Origin of the sequence: Microlunatus ginsengisoli (assembly GCF_039537205.1) — a bacterium.
Classification (GTDB): domain Bacteria; phylum Actinomycetota; class Actinomycetes; order Propionibacteriales; family Propionibacteriaceae; genus Microlunatus; species Microlunatus ginsengisoli.
The window spans coordinates 1-14,206 of sequence record NZ_BAABAB010000010.1; the positions used below are offsets into that span (position 1 = coordinate 1).

The following is a 14,206-nucleotide window of genomic DNA, read 5'->3' on the forward strand; positions in this document are numbered from 1 at the left end:
GTAGAAGTCCTTGATCACCGACTCCCCGGCCGGATGACCCGGCGTGTCCTCGAAATCGTGATGTGCGCCTGTCGGCGGGGCGGTGTCGGTCATCGTTGCTCCGAACTTGTTGGGGACAAGGTGTCTGGTTCATATTCCACAATGTGAAAATGAACTTCTGTTTGATGGAATACTAGAAACAAGCCCGCTGTTCCGTCAAGGGGAAGCTCTGCCCGACGCCGCCTCGGTGCGACCGCTCCCGCTCCGGAAACTGTGCAGTTCTGGCAGCCGGCGCCGGCGTGTCGCTGCAGGAGCCGCACAGTTTCGGAGCGGGGCGCCGGGGAGGGGCAGGTGCCGGGCGGCGTCGCGTAAAGGTATGAGGTCGAACCATTGACATCTGACCGCGGCCTCAGCAGACTGCGAGCATCGGGTCCGCCTCATACAGCACTCGGGGAGTGAAGATGTCGACCGATCATCTCGACGAGGACAGCCGCGCGCTGGCCGAGCTCGGCTATACCCAGGAACTGCACCGCCGGATGTCGGGCTTCTCCAACTTCGCCGTGTCCTTCTCGATCATCTCGATCCTGGCCGGCTGCATCACCTCCTACAAGATCGCCCTCGTCTCCGGCGGCCCGTCGACGATCGTGCTCGGCTGGCTGATCGTCGGGGTGATGGTGCTGGCCGTCGCCGGGGCGATGGCCGAGGTCTGCTCGCGCTATCCGACGGCCGGCGGCCTGTACTTCTGGGCCGGTCGGCTGGCGAAGAAGAACAAGCGGCAGTGGGCCTGGTTCGTCGGCTGGTTCAACTTCCTCGGTGAGGTGGCGGTGACCGCCGCGATCGACTTCGGCTGCGCGGCCACCTGGGTCGCGTTCGCGAACCTCGTCTGGGGCGTCGAGGCCAGCCCCACGACGATCTTCGCCGTGTTCGTCGTGATCATCTTGTCGCACGCTCTGCTGAACACGTTCGGCGTCAACCTGGTCAGCCTGCTGTCCAACATCTCCGCCTGGTGGCACATCGCCGGCGTGCTGGTGATCGTGCTGGCCTTGTGGCTGCTGCCGGAGAAGCACCAGTCGGTGTCCTGGACGCTGACCGGCTGGCACAACGAGACCGGCTGGACGCTGTTGCCGTACGTGTTCTTGATGGGTCTGCTGATGGCCCAGTACACCTACACCGGCTACGACGCGTCGGCGCACGTGGCCGAGGAGACCAAGGGTGCCTCGCGGAGCGCGCCACGCGGGATCGTGATGAGCGTGCTGGTGTCGGTGATCGGTGGCTTCATCCTGCTGTTCTCGATCACCGCGTCGATCACCGACAACTCGCCGGCCGGACTGAGCGCGCTTGCCGCCTCCGACACCGGCCTACCGCCCGCCCAGATCTTCCTCGACGCGCTGGGCAGCCCGACGGTGGCGAAGTTCCTGCTGTTCATCGTCTGCGTCGCGCAGTACTTCTGCGGGATGGCCTCGGTCACCGCGAACTCGCGGATGTCGTTCGCGTTCTCCCGTGACAACGCACTTCCGGGATCGCGGATCTGGTCGAAGGTGAACCCGCGAACCGGGACCCCGACCAACTCGATCTGGCTGTGCGTGACGCTGTCGATCCTCCTGGCCTCGCCGGCCCTGTTCAACGCCACTGCCTATCTCGCGGTCACGTCGATCGCCGTGATCGGGCTCTACATCGCCTACGTCGTGCCGGTGTTCCTGCGCCGGCTCAATCCCGAGTTCCAGCCGGGACCGTGGAATCTCGGTCGCTGGAGCCCCCTCGTCGGCTGGGTGGCGGTCGGCTGGGTGATCTTCATCTGCATCCTGTTCGTCCTCCCGCCCGCCTCGCCGGTCACAGTCGAGACGTTCAACTACGCGCCGATCGCCGTGGCGGTGGTGATCGTCTTCGCCATCATCACCTGGTTCGTCGGCGGCAAGGAGCACTTCATGCACAAGGCGAAGGACGAGCACACCACCATGTCGCTGGACAAGGTGCTGGACGAGTAGGTGACCGTGTCCGCAGGTGACCCGAACGGCCGACCCGCGGCGGGCCCGGGACGGCCGGCGCCGGTCGAGCTGGGGGCGGCCGTGCTCGCGGCGAACCGCGGGCGGCACGCGTTCGAGGACTGTGTCGAGCGGCTCGCGTCAGCGATCCGGCTCGGCGCTTTTCCCGACGGCAGCGTGCTCCCGCCGGAACGCGAGCTGGCCGTCACGATGGGGGTGTCGCGGGCGACCCTGCGCGAGGCGATCGCCGGTCTGCGCAGCGCCGGCATGGTCAAGACGACCCGCGGTCGCGGCGGCGGCACCGTCGTCGTCCATGCACCGTTGCTGCCGGGGGCCGGCGACGCGAGCCGTCTCGCCGAGCGCCGTGGTGAGCTGATGGACGCGCTCGTGTTCCGTCGGGTGGTCGAGCCGGGCGCCTGCTACGTCGCGGCGGGCCGGTCATTGCGCCCCGAGCAGCGCTCGGTGCTGACCGACGCGCTGGCCGCGATCGAGTCGGCGGCGGACGCCGCCGCGCACCGGCAAGCGGACTCCCGGCTGCACCTGGCGATCGCGTCGGTGACCGAGTCTCCGGCGATCATCAACGCGGTCACCTCGGTTCAGGCCGACCTGCACGACATGCTCATCGCCATCCCGGTGCTGCCGGTCAACATCGAGCACTCGAGCGCGCAGCACCGGGCCATCGTCGCCGCGATCCTCGGCGGCGACGCCCGGCGAGCGCGGCGGACGATGGAGAGCCACTGCGACGACACCGCGGCGCTGCTGCGGGGGCTGCTGACATGATCGAACTCCCAGTCGCGGAGAGGGCGAGGAGACGATGAGCCCACGCAACGAGCGGATGCTCAGCGTGCACGACCTGAAGCGCCGGATCGCCGAGGGTGAGGTCGACACCGTGGTGGTGGCGTTCACCGACATGCAGGGCCGGCTGCAGGGCAAGCGGATGCACGCGGCCTACTTCGCCGAGCACGTGCTGGAGCACGGCACCGAGGGCTGCAACTACCTGCTGGCGGTCGACGTCGAGATGAACACGGTGTCGGGCTACGCGATGTCGTCCTGGGAACGCGGCTACGGCGACATGCTGTTCGCGCTCGACCTGGACACCCTCCGGATGCTGCGCCATCTGCCCGGTACGGCGATGGTGCAGTGCGACCTGACCTGGCTGGACGGCTCCGACGTGGTGGCCTCACCCCGGACGATCCTGCGTCGTCAGGTGGCCGCAGCGGCCGAGCGCGGCTTCGTCGCGCTGGCCGGCACCGAGCTGGAGTTCATCGCCTTCGACGAGACGTACGAGGACGCCTGGCGATCCGGCTATCGCGATCTTCGTCCGGCGAACCTCTACAACGTCGACTACTCCGTCCTCGGCACCAGCCGGATCGAGCCGCTGCTGCGGCAGATCCGGAACACCTGCTACGTCGCGGGGATGGAGGTCGAGTCGGCCAAGGGCGAGTGCAACCTCGGACAGCACGAGATCGGGTTCCTCTATGCCGAGGTCGTCACCACGGCCGACAACCACGCGGTGTACAAGACGATCGCCAAGGAGATCGCGGCCGCGCAAGGCAAGGCGATCACCTTCATGGCGAAGTACGACGACAGGGAGGGCAGCTCCTGCCACATCCACCTCTCGCTGCGTGATGCGGGCAACGGTGACGTCGTGTTCTGGGGGGCCGATGGGCGGACGCCGGTCTACGACTCCTTCATCGCGGGCGTCCTGGCGACCATGGCCGACTTCACCCTGCTGTACGCCCCGAACATCAACTCCTACAAGCGGTACGCCGACGGCTCGTTCGCCCCGACCGCCGTGGCCTGGGGCGAGGACAACCGCACCTGCGCGGTCCGCCTCGTCGGGCGGGGGAGCAGCGCCCGGCTGGAGAACCGGGTACCCGGTGCCGATGTGAACCCGTACCTCGCCTTGGCCGCGATGCTGGCCGGCGGGTTGTACGGAATCGACCACGAGCTCGAGCTGCCGGATCCGATCACCGGGAACGCCTACCTGGCGGACATTCCGCGGGTGCCGGCCACGCTGCGCGACGCCCGGGACGCGTTCGCCGGCTCCGCGGTCGCCCGGGAACTGCTCGGCGACGACGTGGTCGACCACTACACGAACATGGCCGACGTGGAGCTGGCCGCGTTCGCCCATGCGGTGACGGACTGGGAGCGCTACCGCTCCTTCGAGCGGATGTGATCATGAGCGCGGGCTCCGTGCTGATCGATCCGGCGACCGAACGGACCATTGCGACGGTGCCGGCGACCTCGGCCGCCGAGACCGACGAGCTGATCGAACGCGCCGCAGCGGCCTTCCCGGCCTGGCGTGACACGGCACCCGGGGAGCGGGCGCGGCTGCTGCGGACGTACGGACTGCGCGTTCGTGATCATCTCGAGGAGCTCGCCCGGCTCGAGGTGACCAACGCCGGCCATACGATCGCGAACGCGCGCTGGGAGGCCGCCAACGTCGCCGACGTGCTGACCTACTACGCCGGTGCGCCGGAACGGCTGCTCGGCAAGCAGATCCCGGTGCCGGGCGGCATCGACCTGACCTTCCACGAGCCGCTCGGCGTGGTCGGGGTGATCGTGCCGTGGAACTTCCCGATGCCGATCGCCGGCTGGGGCTTCGCGCCGGCCCTGGCCGCCGGCAACTGCGTCGTGCTCAAGCCGGCCGAGCTCACCCCGCTGACCGCGATCCGGCTCGGCGAGATCGCCGTGGAGGCCGGCATCCCGGAGGGTGTGTTCACCGTCGTCCCGGGCCGCGGATCGGTGGTCGGGCAGCGATTCGTCGATCATCCGGCGGTGCGCAAGATCTGTTTCACCGGCTCGACCGAGGTCGGGAAGTCGATCATGGCCGGCTGTGCCGCGCAGGTCAAGCGGTGCACCCTGGAGCTAGGCGGCAAGAGCGCGAACATCGTCTTCGCCGACGCGGATCTGGCCGCGGCCGCCGCTTCCGCGCCGTATGCGGTCTTCGACAACGCCGGACAGGACTGCTGTGCCCGGTCGCGGATCCTGGTCGAGCGCCGGGCCTTCGACGAGTTCGTCGCGCTGCTCGAGCCGGCCGTCCGCAAGCTCCGGGTGATCGACCCCGGTGACGAGTCGGCCGAGATGGGTCCGTTGATCTCGGCGGGCCAGCGCAGCACCGTCAGCGGGTTCTTGGACGAGGTCGAGGTGGCGTTCGCCGGCAGCGCACCGGACGGTCCGGGATTCTGGCTGCCGCCCAGCGTGGTGCTCGCCGGCTCCACCGAGCAACGGATCTGGCGGGAGGAGGTGTTCGGTCCGGTGGTGGCCGTGCTGGCCTTCGACGACGAGGCCGATGCGGTGGCCAAGGCGAACGACACCGACTACGGTCTGTCCGGATCGATCTTCACCAAAGACCTCGGCCGGGCCCTGCGGGTGTCCCGCGCGGTCCAGTCCGGGAACCTGAGCGTCAACTCGCACTCCTCGGTCCGTTACTGGACCCCGTTCGGCGGCTACAAGCAGTCGGGGCTCGGTCGCGAGCTGGGCCCGGAGGCGCCGTACGCGTTCACCGAGGAGAAGAACGTGTTCATCGCATCCGACTGAAAGGACTCGGCAGATGAGTGACCAGGCCGCGACGGCGGCACGGGTGGGCAGGGTCGCTGGCAAGGTGGCCGTGGTCACCGGCGGCTGCTCCGGGATCGGCCTCGCCTCGGCCAGGCGACTCGCCGCCGAGGGCGCGATCGTCGTGATCGGCGACGTCGACGATGCCCGTGGGCCGGAGGTGGCGACGCAGGTGCAGGGTCGCTACGTGCACACCGACGTCACCTCGGCCGACCAGGTGGCCGCCCTGTTCGCGACCGCCGCCCGGGCGTACGGCTCGGTGGACATCGCCTTCAACAACGCCGGCATCTCCCCGCCGGAGGACGACTCCATCCTGGACACCGACCTGGAGGCTTGGCGCCGGGTGCAGGAGGTGAATCTGACCAGCGTCTATCTGTGCTGCAAGGCCGCGCTGCCGTACATGATCGAGCAGCGGCGCGGATCGATCATCAACACCGCCTCGTTCGTCGCGGTGATGGGAGCGGCGACGTCGCAGATTTCCTACTCCGCGTCGAAGGGCGGCGTGCTGTCGATGAGTCGCGAGCTGGGCGTCCAGTTCGCGCGCCAGGGTGTGCGGGTGAACGCGCTGTGCCCGGGACCGGTGAACACGCCGTTGCTGCAGGAGCTGTTCGCCTCCGACCCGGAGCGCGCGGCTCGCCGGCTGGTGCACGTTCCGGTCGGCCGGTTCGCCGAGCCCGAGGAGATCGCCAACGCCGTGCTGTTCCTCGCCTCGGACGAGGCGAGTTTCATCACGGCCAGCACCTTCCTGGTCGACGGCGGAATCTCGGCGGCCTACGTGACGCCGCTATGACCGGCGACTCGCTCGGGGCACTGCCGGTGATCGGGATCAGCACCTACCGGGAGCAGACTCGATTCCGGATGTGGGACGTGACCGCGGACGTCCTGCACGCGGCATACGCCCGATCGGTCGAGGCCGCCGGCGGCGCACCCGTGCTGCTGCCGCCGCAGCGGGCCGAGGCCGCGCCGGCGCTGATCGCGCGGTTGGACGGGCTGATCATCTCCGGCGGGTCCGACGTCGATCCCGACCGGTACGGTGCCGAGCCGCATCCGAGGACGCGCGGCTGGCACGGCGAGCGGGACGAGTGGGAGCTGGCCCTGCTCGACGCGGCGAACGCGGCCGGGCTGCCGCTGCTGGGGGTGTGCCGCGGGATGCAACTGCTGGCCGTATCGGTCGGCGGCGAGCTGCAGCAGCACGTCCCGGACGTCGTCGGCCACGACGAGCACTCGCCGGGGCTGGAGATCTACGGTGCGGTCCGGGTCGCGGTGGCGCCCGATTCGCAGGTGCACCGGCTGATCGGTGACGAGGTGGAGGTCTCCTGCCATCACCACCAGGCGGTGGCCGCGCACCCGGGTCTGGTGGCGAGCGCCTGGGCCGCCGACGGCACGATCGAGGCGATCGAGGATCCCGGCAGCCGATTCCGGATCGGCGTCCAGTGGCATCCGGAGACCGCCGACGACCAGGGCCTGTTCGCCGGCCTGGTGGCCGCCGCCGGACAGCGCTGAGGCCCACCTCCCACCTCGGAAACTGTGCGGCTGTTGCAGCGACACGCCGACGCGAGTTGCGACGACCGCACAGTTTCCGGGGTCCGGGGCGGGCCAAGTCGGGTGCGAATCAGCGCGAGTGGAGGGCGGGATCGGTCAGGTCGAACGTACGGACCGGGCCGGGCGGGGTGTCCCGGGTCTCGAAGCGGACGGTGACCCGGCCGAGGCCGGATCCCCACACCCAGCCGTCGCCGTACTCGTCGTGCCGTACGTCCGCGCCGGGCGGCCAGCCCGTCCGCTGGCGGACACCGGCGGTCGGGCCCGCGGGATCCTCCGTTGCCCCGACGGTCACGGCCTCGGGCGCGTCGCCGGCACCGGCCACCCCGTCCGGCATGTCCCCGTCCGGCACGGCCTCGTCGGGCACGCCGGGAGCGGAGTGATCGAACAGGCCCTCCTGGAGGACGCCGGTCAGCCCGGCGACACCCGCGCCGAGGAGACGTACACCGCCGGAGACGTCCACCGCGGACAGCATCGAGCGGGCGATCTCGGCGAGCACGTCCGGGTCGTCGGTCGCACTCAGCAGGCTGCGGGACCGGGTGTGGGTGGAGAAGTCGTGCATCCGCACCTTGATCGTCACGGTCCGCGCGAACAGACCCGCGGCCCGCAGCCGAGTGGCGACGGACCGGGCGTCCCGGTCCACGATCGCGAGCAGCCTGGACCGGTCCACCAGGTCGGTCTCGAAGGTGTCCTCGACCGAGATCGACTTCGCCTCCCGCTCGGCGACCACCGGCCGGTCGTCGCGCGCGTGCGCGAGCTCGACCAGACTCTGCGCATGGGTGCGGCCGACGGTCTGGGCGAGCTCGTCGACCGAGATCGCGCGCAGGTCGGCGATCGTCCGCAGCCCGAGCCGGCTCAGCTTCTCAGCCGTGACGGGGCCCACGCCGGGGATCACACCGACCGACATCGGAGCAAGCAACCCCAGCTCGCTGCCCGGCTCGATCACCCGGACGCCGTCGGGCTTGGCCAGCTCGCTCGCCAGTTTCGCCATGAACTTCGAGCCCGCAGCGCCGACCGACGCGGTGAGCCCACCGGTGATCGTGGCGACGTCGCGCTTGACCCGCGCGATCTCGCTCTCCAGCCCGGCCGGCGACAGGTCCACCGGGCGGTTGGCGGCAGCCAGGTCGACGAACGCCTCGTCCAGCGACAGCGGCTCGACCAGCGGCGACAGGTCGCGCAACACCGCCATCACCTGCTCGCTGGCGGCGCGATAGGCGCCGAACCGGCCGGCCAGGAACGCCGCATGCGGGCAGCGCCGGCGCGCCTCGTGCGCCGGCATGGCGGAGCGGACGCCGAACCGGCGCGCTTCGTACGACGCGGTGGCCACGACGCCGCGCTGCCCGATGCCACCCACGATCACCGGCTTGCCGCGCAGCGACGGCTTGTCCCGCTGCTCGACCGACGCGAAGAAGGCGTCGAGGTCGAGGTGCAGGATCGATGCCTCACGACGCACCCACCCATTCTGACCGGCGGGTCCGACGGTCGCTGCCGTCGGGTGCGGCTTCCGCCGAGCGTGGCCTCCCCTTGTTAGGGTCGTGGCACTCGGGGGAGTAGATCGTGACATATCCGCCCGAGGTCGAGGAGTGCATCGCGTGAACCCGAGCCGTCGAGCCGCATGCCGTTGGCGAGTCGGGGCCGCCCTTGCGCTGTCCGCGGGCCTGCTGGTCGGATGTGGTCAGCCACCCTGGGAAGCCGGCAGCAGCGCCTCGCCCAGTCAGACGCCCACCACCCCGTCCGCCAGCGTCACCGCGTCGCCGACGGCGAGCCCGACGCCGATCCACAACGACCTGGCCAAGGGCTCGCTGAAGCGGAAGCTGTCCGCGGGTGGGGTGGAGCTCACGGTCAACTACTGGTCGACCCTGGATCTGGCCGGATGGACGCCGGCGGCGGCGAAACCGGTCAACCTGTCCGCGACCGGGGCCTTCGCCGACGGCAGCAAGCAGGACATCTATCTGACCTCGGTCAGCCTCGCCGTCGCCGTGCAGGGACCGTCCGGCGCGCTGCAGGCGCCGGCCGTCCAGACCGACGAGGCGTCGGTCAAGCCCGGCTACGTGATCACCAAGCCGAACTCGTACGGCGGGGTCTTCACGGTGCCATCGGTCGACCCGGCTGCCACCTCGGTCACGCTGACGTTCACCTATCAGCTCCTGCAGCAGACCGCCCCGAAGTCGAAGACGTACAGCAAGCAGACTGCGGTCGACACCCTGACCGTCCCGCTCGCGAGCTGAGCCCGCGAAACTGTCGGGGCTCCGGGCTAGCGTCGCGCTCATGGAGCAACGACTCAGTCTGGTGACCCTCGGCGTCCGGGATCTGGCTCGAGCACGCGAGTTCTACGCGGCGCTCGGCTGGCAGCCGCACCCCGGCGACGACGGCGTGGTCTTCTTCCAGGCCGGCGGGATCGTCGTCGCGCTCTGGGGGCGCGCAGAGCTGGCCGAGGACTCGGCCGTCAGCGACTCCGGTGGCTGGGGCGGGGTCACCCTCGCGCAGAACGTCCGCAGCCCGGCGGAGGTCGATGCCGTGCTGGCCGTGGCCGCGACGGCTGGGGCGCGCATCGGGCGGCCGGGCGCAGAGACGTTTTGGGGCGGTTACTCCGGGGTCTTCGTCGACCCGGACGGCCATCCGTGGGAGGTCGCCCACAACCCCTACTGGACGATCACCGAGGACGGGCGCACCCTGCTGAACTGAATACCTCAGCCGCGGCGGCCGCCGACCGCGGCGAGCACGGCGTCGGCGTCCTTGCCCTTCATCCGCTTCATCGAGCGAGCCTTGGCGCCGTACTCCACCGTGATCGCGGCGCCGGCGTGGTTGGCGTTGTACCAGCCCGTCATCGTGCCGTGGCAGCTGCCGTGACAGTTCAGCGACTTGACCGGCAGCGCGAGCCCGGCCGACAGCCGCTTCATCAGCGCCTTGTCCTTGACCCGATAGGAGTCGACGCCGTAGAGGGGCTGATGCCACGAGACCAGATAACGAGGCTGCACCCGGTCGAGGAAACTCATCACCGCCCTGGTCTCCTTCGCCGAGGCTGCCTTCGGTCCCGAGTTGGCGCGGACGACGAACCGGTTCGGGAAGTTGCGGTTGAGGTCGACGCGATGATCCAGCCAGCGGCGGTCCTTGGCCAGCCCGTCGGGATTGAGCACCGGCACCAGCCACAGATCGACGCCGGTGATCGGCTTGCCCTCCATCAGGCCGCGGACGACGTACTGACCGAAGTCCTCCTCGCCGTGCATCGTCGCGGTCACCACGACCACCGGCTTGCCGGGTTGCCCGGCCCGATAGGCGACGATCTTGCGGCCCTCGGCAGAGGTGCCGATGGTCTCGCGGTGATACCAGGTTCGCGGCCCGGTCATCGCGGCCACCGCCTTGTCGACCGCCCTCGCCGTGGGTGCGTCCAACTTGCCGGTTGCCGCCAACCGGGAGCGCTTCTGGATCGTCTTCACCGCCGAGCGGGTGTGGGTCCCGAAGTAGCCGGTGCGTCGATCCGCGCGCAACACGCCGGCCTCGACCAGCTTCTTCTGCAGTGACCAGACGGCGGCGTTGCGCTGACCGTAGTTCGGGTAGCTCGCCGCGGATGCCAGCGGCGGTGCCAGCAGCGCCGACGCGGTGATCACCCCGAGCAGGACGATCAGGGAGACGGCGAGACGGAGCGGGAGGCGAAATCTGGTCATCGTCGACCCCTTCCGGTGCGGCTGTGCGGCGTCGTGGCAGTATCTCCCGGCCGTCGGGGGTCGCGCCAGACCGGTCAGCAGGGTACGAACATCCGACGCAGCGACTGGGTATGCTCCAACGAGCGCCGGGCTGGCTCGAGACAACGGGAGGGCATGCGCACGAACCGGCGGGTCGGACCCGCTCCTGCACTGTTGCCGCTGAGAACCGCTGATCATCTCTGAAGGAGTCTCGATGGAGACCTGGCCGGGCAAGCCTTATCCGCTGGGCGCCACGTTCGACGGAACCGGCGTCAACTTCGCCCTGTTCTCGGAGGTGGCCGACGGAGTCGAACTGTGCCTGATCGACGACGAGGGTGCGGAGTCGCGGCTCACCGTGACCGAGGTCGACGGGTACGTCTGGCACATCTACCTGCCGGGGCTGCAGCCCGGCCAGCGCTACGGCTACCGGGTGCACGGGCCGTACGATCCGGCGAACGGTCATCGCTGCAACCCGAGCAAGCTGCTGCTGGACCCCTATGCGAAGGCCATCGACGGCATGATCGACGGCGACGAGTCGCTGTTCTCCTATCGGTTCTCCGACCCGGCCGCGTTCAACGACCTCGACTCGCTCGGCCACACCATGCTCTCGGTGGTGACCACGCCGTACTTCGACTGGGGCCACGACCGGCCGCCGAACCACGAGTACCACGACAGCGTGATCTACGAGATGCACGTCAAGGGCCTGTCGATGACGCACCCGGACGTCCCGGAGTCGATCCGGGGGACCTACGCCGGGATCGCGCACCCGGCGATCGTCGAGCACCTCAGTGCCCTGGGGGTGACCGCGGTCGAGTTGTTGCCGGTGCATCAGTTCGTCAACGACTCCCATCTGGTCGACCAAGGCTTGTCGAACTACTGGGGCTACAACACGATCGGGTTCCTGGCTCCGCACAACGCCTACTCCAGCACCGGCACCCGCGGCCAGCAGACCAACGAGTTCAAGGCGATGGTGAAGGCGTTGCACGACGCCGACATCGAAGTGATCTTGGACGTCGTCTACAACCACACGGCCGAGGGCAGCGACATGGGCCCGACGATCGCCTTCCGAGGGATCGACAACGCGTCCTACTACCGGCTGGTCGACGGTGCCCGTCAGCACTATTACGACACCACCGGCACCGGCAACAGCCTGCTCATGCGCAGCCCGCACGTGCTGCAGCTGATCATGGACTCGCTGCGCTACTGGGTGCTGGACATGCACGTGGACGGTTTCCGGTTCGACCTGGCCGCGACGCTGGCCCGGCAGTTCCACGAGGTCGACAAGCTCTCGGCCTTCTTCGACATCATCCAGCAGGACCCGGTGATCTCCCAGGTGAAGCTGATCGCAGAGCCCTGGGACCTCGGCGACGGGGGTTACCAGGTCGGGAACTTCCCCCCGCTCTGGACGGAGTGGAACGGCAAGTACCGGGACACGGTCCGCGACTACTGGCGCGGTGAGCCCAGATCCCTGGCCGAGTTCGCCTCCCGGCTCACCGGCTCCAGCGACCTGTACGCGCACTCCAATCGGCGGCCGACGGCGTCGATCAACTTCGTGGTGGCACACGACGGGTTCACCCTGCGGGACCTGGTCTCCTACAACTCCAAGCACAACCAGGCCAACGGCGAGGGCGGCAACGACGGGGAGAGCCACAACCGCTCCTGGAACTGCGGGGTGGAGGGGCCGACCGACGACCCTCGGGTGAACGCGCTCCGGCTGCGGCAGCAGCGGAACTTCATCACCACCTTGATGGTCAGCCAGGGCATCCCGATGCTGGCGCACGGCGACGAGCTCGGCCGCACCCAGGGCGGCAACAACAACGTCTACGCGCAGGACAACCCGACCTCGTGGGTGGACTGGAAGCTCACCGACGAACAGCGTGATCTGCTCGAGTTCACCTCCGCCGCGATCGCTCTGCGCAAGGCTCACCCGGTGTTCCGGCGGCGTCGGTTCTTCGGGGGCGACCCTGGCCACGGCGGCTTGAGCGAGCTCGGCGACATCGAGTGGCTCAAGCCGGACGGCACCGAGATGGAGGAGGAGGACTGGAACTCGGGGTTCGCCCGGAGCATGATGGTCTTCCTCAACGGAGACGCGATCCCCGAGCCCGACCATGCCGGTCGGAAGATCAGTGACGACCACTTCCTGCTGCTCTTCAACGCACACACGGACAAGATCGACTTCCACCTCCCGCCGCGGAGCTTCGGCAGCAACTGGCTGGTCCGGCTGGACACCCGCGCGGGCACCGTCGATCAGCCGGGATCACCGTGGCGGGCCAGGTCCAAGCACGCGGTGGCCGCTCACTCGCTGGTGATCTTGTCCACCTCCGCGGTGCCGGAGACCGATCGTCGGCAGGCGGTGGAACGGGCCCAGCGGTTGGCGCCTACGATCGCCCAACGCTCTCTCTGACGCCGCGCTGCGCTCCTACGCCCCCCGAGCCGCCGAGCGGGGCGGTCGAGTCGCGGACGACGAGATGGGTGGCCAGCTCCAGGTGCCGGGTGGCGACCACGTCGCCGGCGATCAGCTGGGTCAGCGAACGCACGGCGAGCCGGCCCATCTCCAGCAGCGGCTGGGCGACAGTGGTCAGCGGCGGCGCCGATCGGCTCGCCAGGAAGCTGTCGTCGAAACCGATCACGCTGAGGTCCTCCGGCACCCGGATGGAGCGCCGCCGGGCCTCCTCGACGATCCCGAGAGCGATCTCGTCGCAGGCGGCGAAGACCGCTGTCGGCGGGTCGGGGCGGTCCAGCAGGCGGGCCGCGACCGCGCGCCCGCCGTCGTAGGTGAACAACGAGTGGGTCACCAGCGTGTCGTCGACCTCGATCGCCGCCTGTCGCAAGGCCGAGTGGTAGCCGGCGAGCCGGGCGTGGCTGCACTCCACCGACACAGGACCGGCCGCGTGGGCGATCCGGCGGTGTCCGAGCGACAGCAGGTGCTCGACGGCGGTCACACCGCCGGTGAAGTTGGTCGCCCCGATGCTGACGCACTGCGTGCGCCCGACCCGGACCGGGTCGACCACGACCACGGGGAAGCCGGTGTCGGAGAGCGCCTTGATCGGGTCTCGGGACGCGTCGACGGTGACGAAGATCGCGCCGGCCCGGCCGCTCCGGCGGAGGGCCTGCGGGTCGAAGTCGATCTGCTCGCCGCGCACCCGCGGGCCGATCACCACCTCGTAACCCTCGGCCTCGGCGGCGGAGGTGAGGCCGTCCAGGACTGCGACCTCGTAGGCGTTCTGCCACTCGGGAAACGCGACCTCGATCGTCGGTTCGGTCGACGCCACCCGCTCCGGACGTCGGCTCGACCGGCGAGGCGCGCGATAGTCCGCATCGTGCAGCGCCTGCTGGACCCGGCGCCTGGTCGTCTCGGCGACGTCGGTGTGGTCGTTGAGCACCTTCGACACCGTGGCGATCGAGACCCCGGATGCCGCCGCTACCTCGGCCAGCGTCGTGCGCACTTGCTTCACCGGACCT

Annotated in this window: 12 protein-coding genes; 9 read left to right on the plus strand and 3 right to left on the minus strand. The window is 69.5% G+C overall.

The features are described from left to right. The first annotated feature begins 440 nt into the window (after positions 1-440). The 6 genes from ABD747_RS07250 to ABD747_RS07275 are packed head-to-tail and all read left to right on the plus strand — an operon-like array spanning position 441 to position 7,025. On the plus strand, positions 441-1,964 hold the full coding sequence (locus ABD747_RS07250; protein ID WP_344802887.1) for an amino acid permease: 1,524 nt from the start codon (positions 441-443) through the stop codon (positions 1,962-1,964). Next, positions 1,965-2,741, plus strand: a complete 777-nt coding sequence (locus ABD747_RS07255; protein WP_344802889.1) for a FadR/GntR family transcriptional regulator — start codon at positions 1,965-1,967, stop codon at positions 2,739-2,741. It begins immediately after the preceding gene. Positions 2,742-2,775: 34 nt separating this feature from the next. After that, complete coding sequence (locus ABD747_RS07260; protein ID WP_344802891.1) at positions 2,776-4,140, plus strand: glutamine synthetase family protein; 1,365 nt, start codon at positions 2,776-2,778, stop codon at positions 4,138-4,140. Between the two features lie 2 nt (positions 4,141-4,142). After that, complete coding sequence (locus tag ABD747_RS07265; protein ID WP_344802893.1) at positions 4,143-5,504, plus strand: aldehyde dehydrogenase family protein; 1,362 nt, start codon at positions 4,143-4,145, stop codon at positions 5,502-5,504. Positions 5,505-5,517: 13 nt separating this feature from the next. Further along, positions 5,518-6,312 (plus strand): 3-oxoacyl-ACP reductase, encoded by a 795-nt coding sequence (locus ABD747_RS07270; protein ID WP_344802895.1) that lies wholly within the window; start codon positions 5,518-5,520, stop codon positions 6,310-6,312. Next, the gene (locus ABD747_RS07275) at positions 6,309-7,025 is read left to right on the plus strand and encodes a gamma-glutamyl-gamma-aminobutyrate hydrolase family protein (RefSeq protein WP_344802897.1); all 717 of its coding nucleotides are present in this window, start codon (positions 6,309-6,311) and stop codon (positions 7,023-7,025) included. The genes ABD747_RS07270 and ABD747_RS07275 overlap by 4 nt, the downstream gene beginning before the upstream one ends. 109 nt (positions 7,026-7,134) lie before the next feature. Here the strand turns inward: ABD747_RS07275 and ABD747_RS07280 are convergent, their stop codons facing one another. Then, the gene (locus ABD747_RS07280; RefSeq protein ID WP_344802899.1) at positions 7,135-8,514 is read right to left on the minus strand and encodes a DNA polymerase IV; all 1,380 of its coding nucleotides are present in this window, start codon (positions 8,512-8,514) and stop codon (positions 7,135-7,137) included. Positions 8,515-8,653: 139 nt separating this feature from the next. Here ABD747_RS07280 and ABD747_RS07285 point away from each other — a divergent pair, with 139 nt between their 5' ends. After that, entirely contained in the window at positions 8,654-9,289 is a 636-nt protein-coding gene (locus ABD747_RS07285; protein WP_344802901.1) for a hypothetical protein, read from the plus strand. 40 nt (positions 9,290-9,329) lie between these two features. Then, the gene (locus tag ABD747_RS07290) at positions 9,330-9,746 is read left to right on the plus strand and encodes a VOC family protein (RefSeq protein ID WP_344802903.1); all 417 of its coding nucleotides are present in this window, start codon (positions 9,330-9,332) and stop codon (positions 9,744-9,746) included. Positions 9,747-9,751: 5 nt separating this feature from the next. On the opposite strand, the gene ABD747_RS07295 is transcribed toward ABD747_RS07290, so the two are convergent. Then, the gene (locus ABD747_RS07295) at positions 9,752-10,726 is read right to left on the minus strand and encodes a M14 family zinc carboxypeptidase (RefSeq protein ID WP_344802905.1); all 975 of its coding nucleotides are present in this window, start codon (positions 10,724-10,726) and stop codon (positions 9,752-9,754) included. A 232-nt stretch (positions 10,727-10,958) separates the two neighbouring features. Here ABD747_RS07295 and glgX point away from each other — a divergent pair, with 232 nt between their 5' ends. After that, a complete protein-coding gene (gene glgX, locus ABD747_RS07300; protein WP_344802907.1) occupies positions 10,959-13,148 on the plus strand; it encodes a glycogen debranching protein GlgX in 2,190 nt (729 codons plus the stop codon). Here the strand turns inward: glgX and ABD747_RS07305 are convergent. Continuing rightward, on the minus strand, positions 13,123-14,199 hold the full coding sequence (locus ABD747_RS07305; RefSeq protein ID WP_344802909.1) for a LacI family DNA-binding transcriptional regulator: 1,077 nt from the start codon (positions 14,197-14,199) through the stop codon (positions 13,123-13,125). The genes glgX and ABD747_RS07305 overlap by 26 nt on opposite strands. Between the last annotated feature and the right edge of the window lie 7 nt (positions 14,200-14,206).

Coding starts and splice junctions, on each gene's coding strand:
- ABD747_RS07295 (WP_344802905.1), bottom strand. CDS start 10,726: ATGACCAGATTTCGCCTCCCGCTCCGTCTCGCCGTCTCCCTGATCGTC.
- ABD747_RS07275 (WP_344802897.1), top strand. CDS start 6,309: ATGACCGGCGACTCGCTCGGGGCACTGCCGGTGATCGGGATCAGCACC.
- ABD747_RS07260 (WP_344802891.1), top strand. CDS start 2,776: ATGAGCCCACGCAACGAGCGGATGCTCAGCGTGCACGACCTGAAGCGC.
- ABD747_RS07270 (WP_344802895.1), top strand. CDS start 5,518: ATGAGTGACCAGGCCGCGACGGCGGCACGGGTGGGCAGGGTCGCTGGC.
- ABD747_RS07250 (WP_344802887.1), top strand. CDS start 441: ATGTCGACCGATCATCTCGACGAGGACAGCCGCGCGCTGGCCGAGCTC.
- ABD747_RS07290 (WP_344802903.1), top strand. CDS start 9,330: ATGGAGCAACGACTCAGTCTGGTGACCCTCGGCGTCCGGGATCTGGCT.
- ABD747_RS07265 (WP_344802893.1), top strand. CDS start 4,143: ATGAGCGCGGGCTCCGTGCTGATCGATCCGGCGACCGAACGGACCATT.
- glgX (WP_344802907.1), top strand. CDS start 10,959: ATGGAGACCTGGCCGGGCAAGCCTTATCCGCTGGGCGCCACGTTCGAC.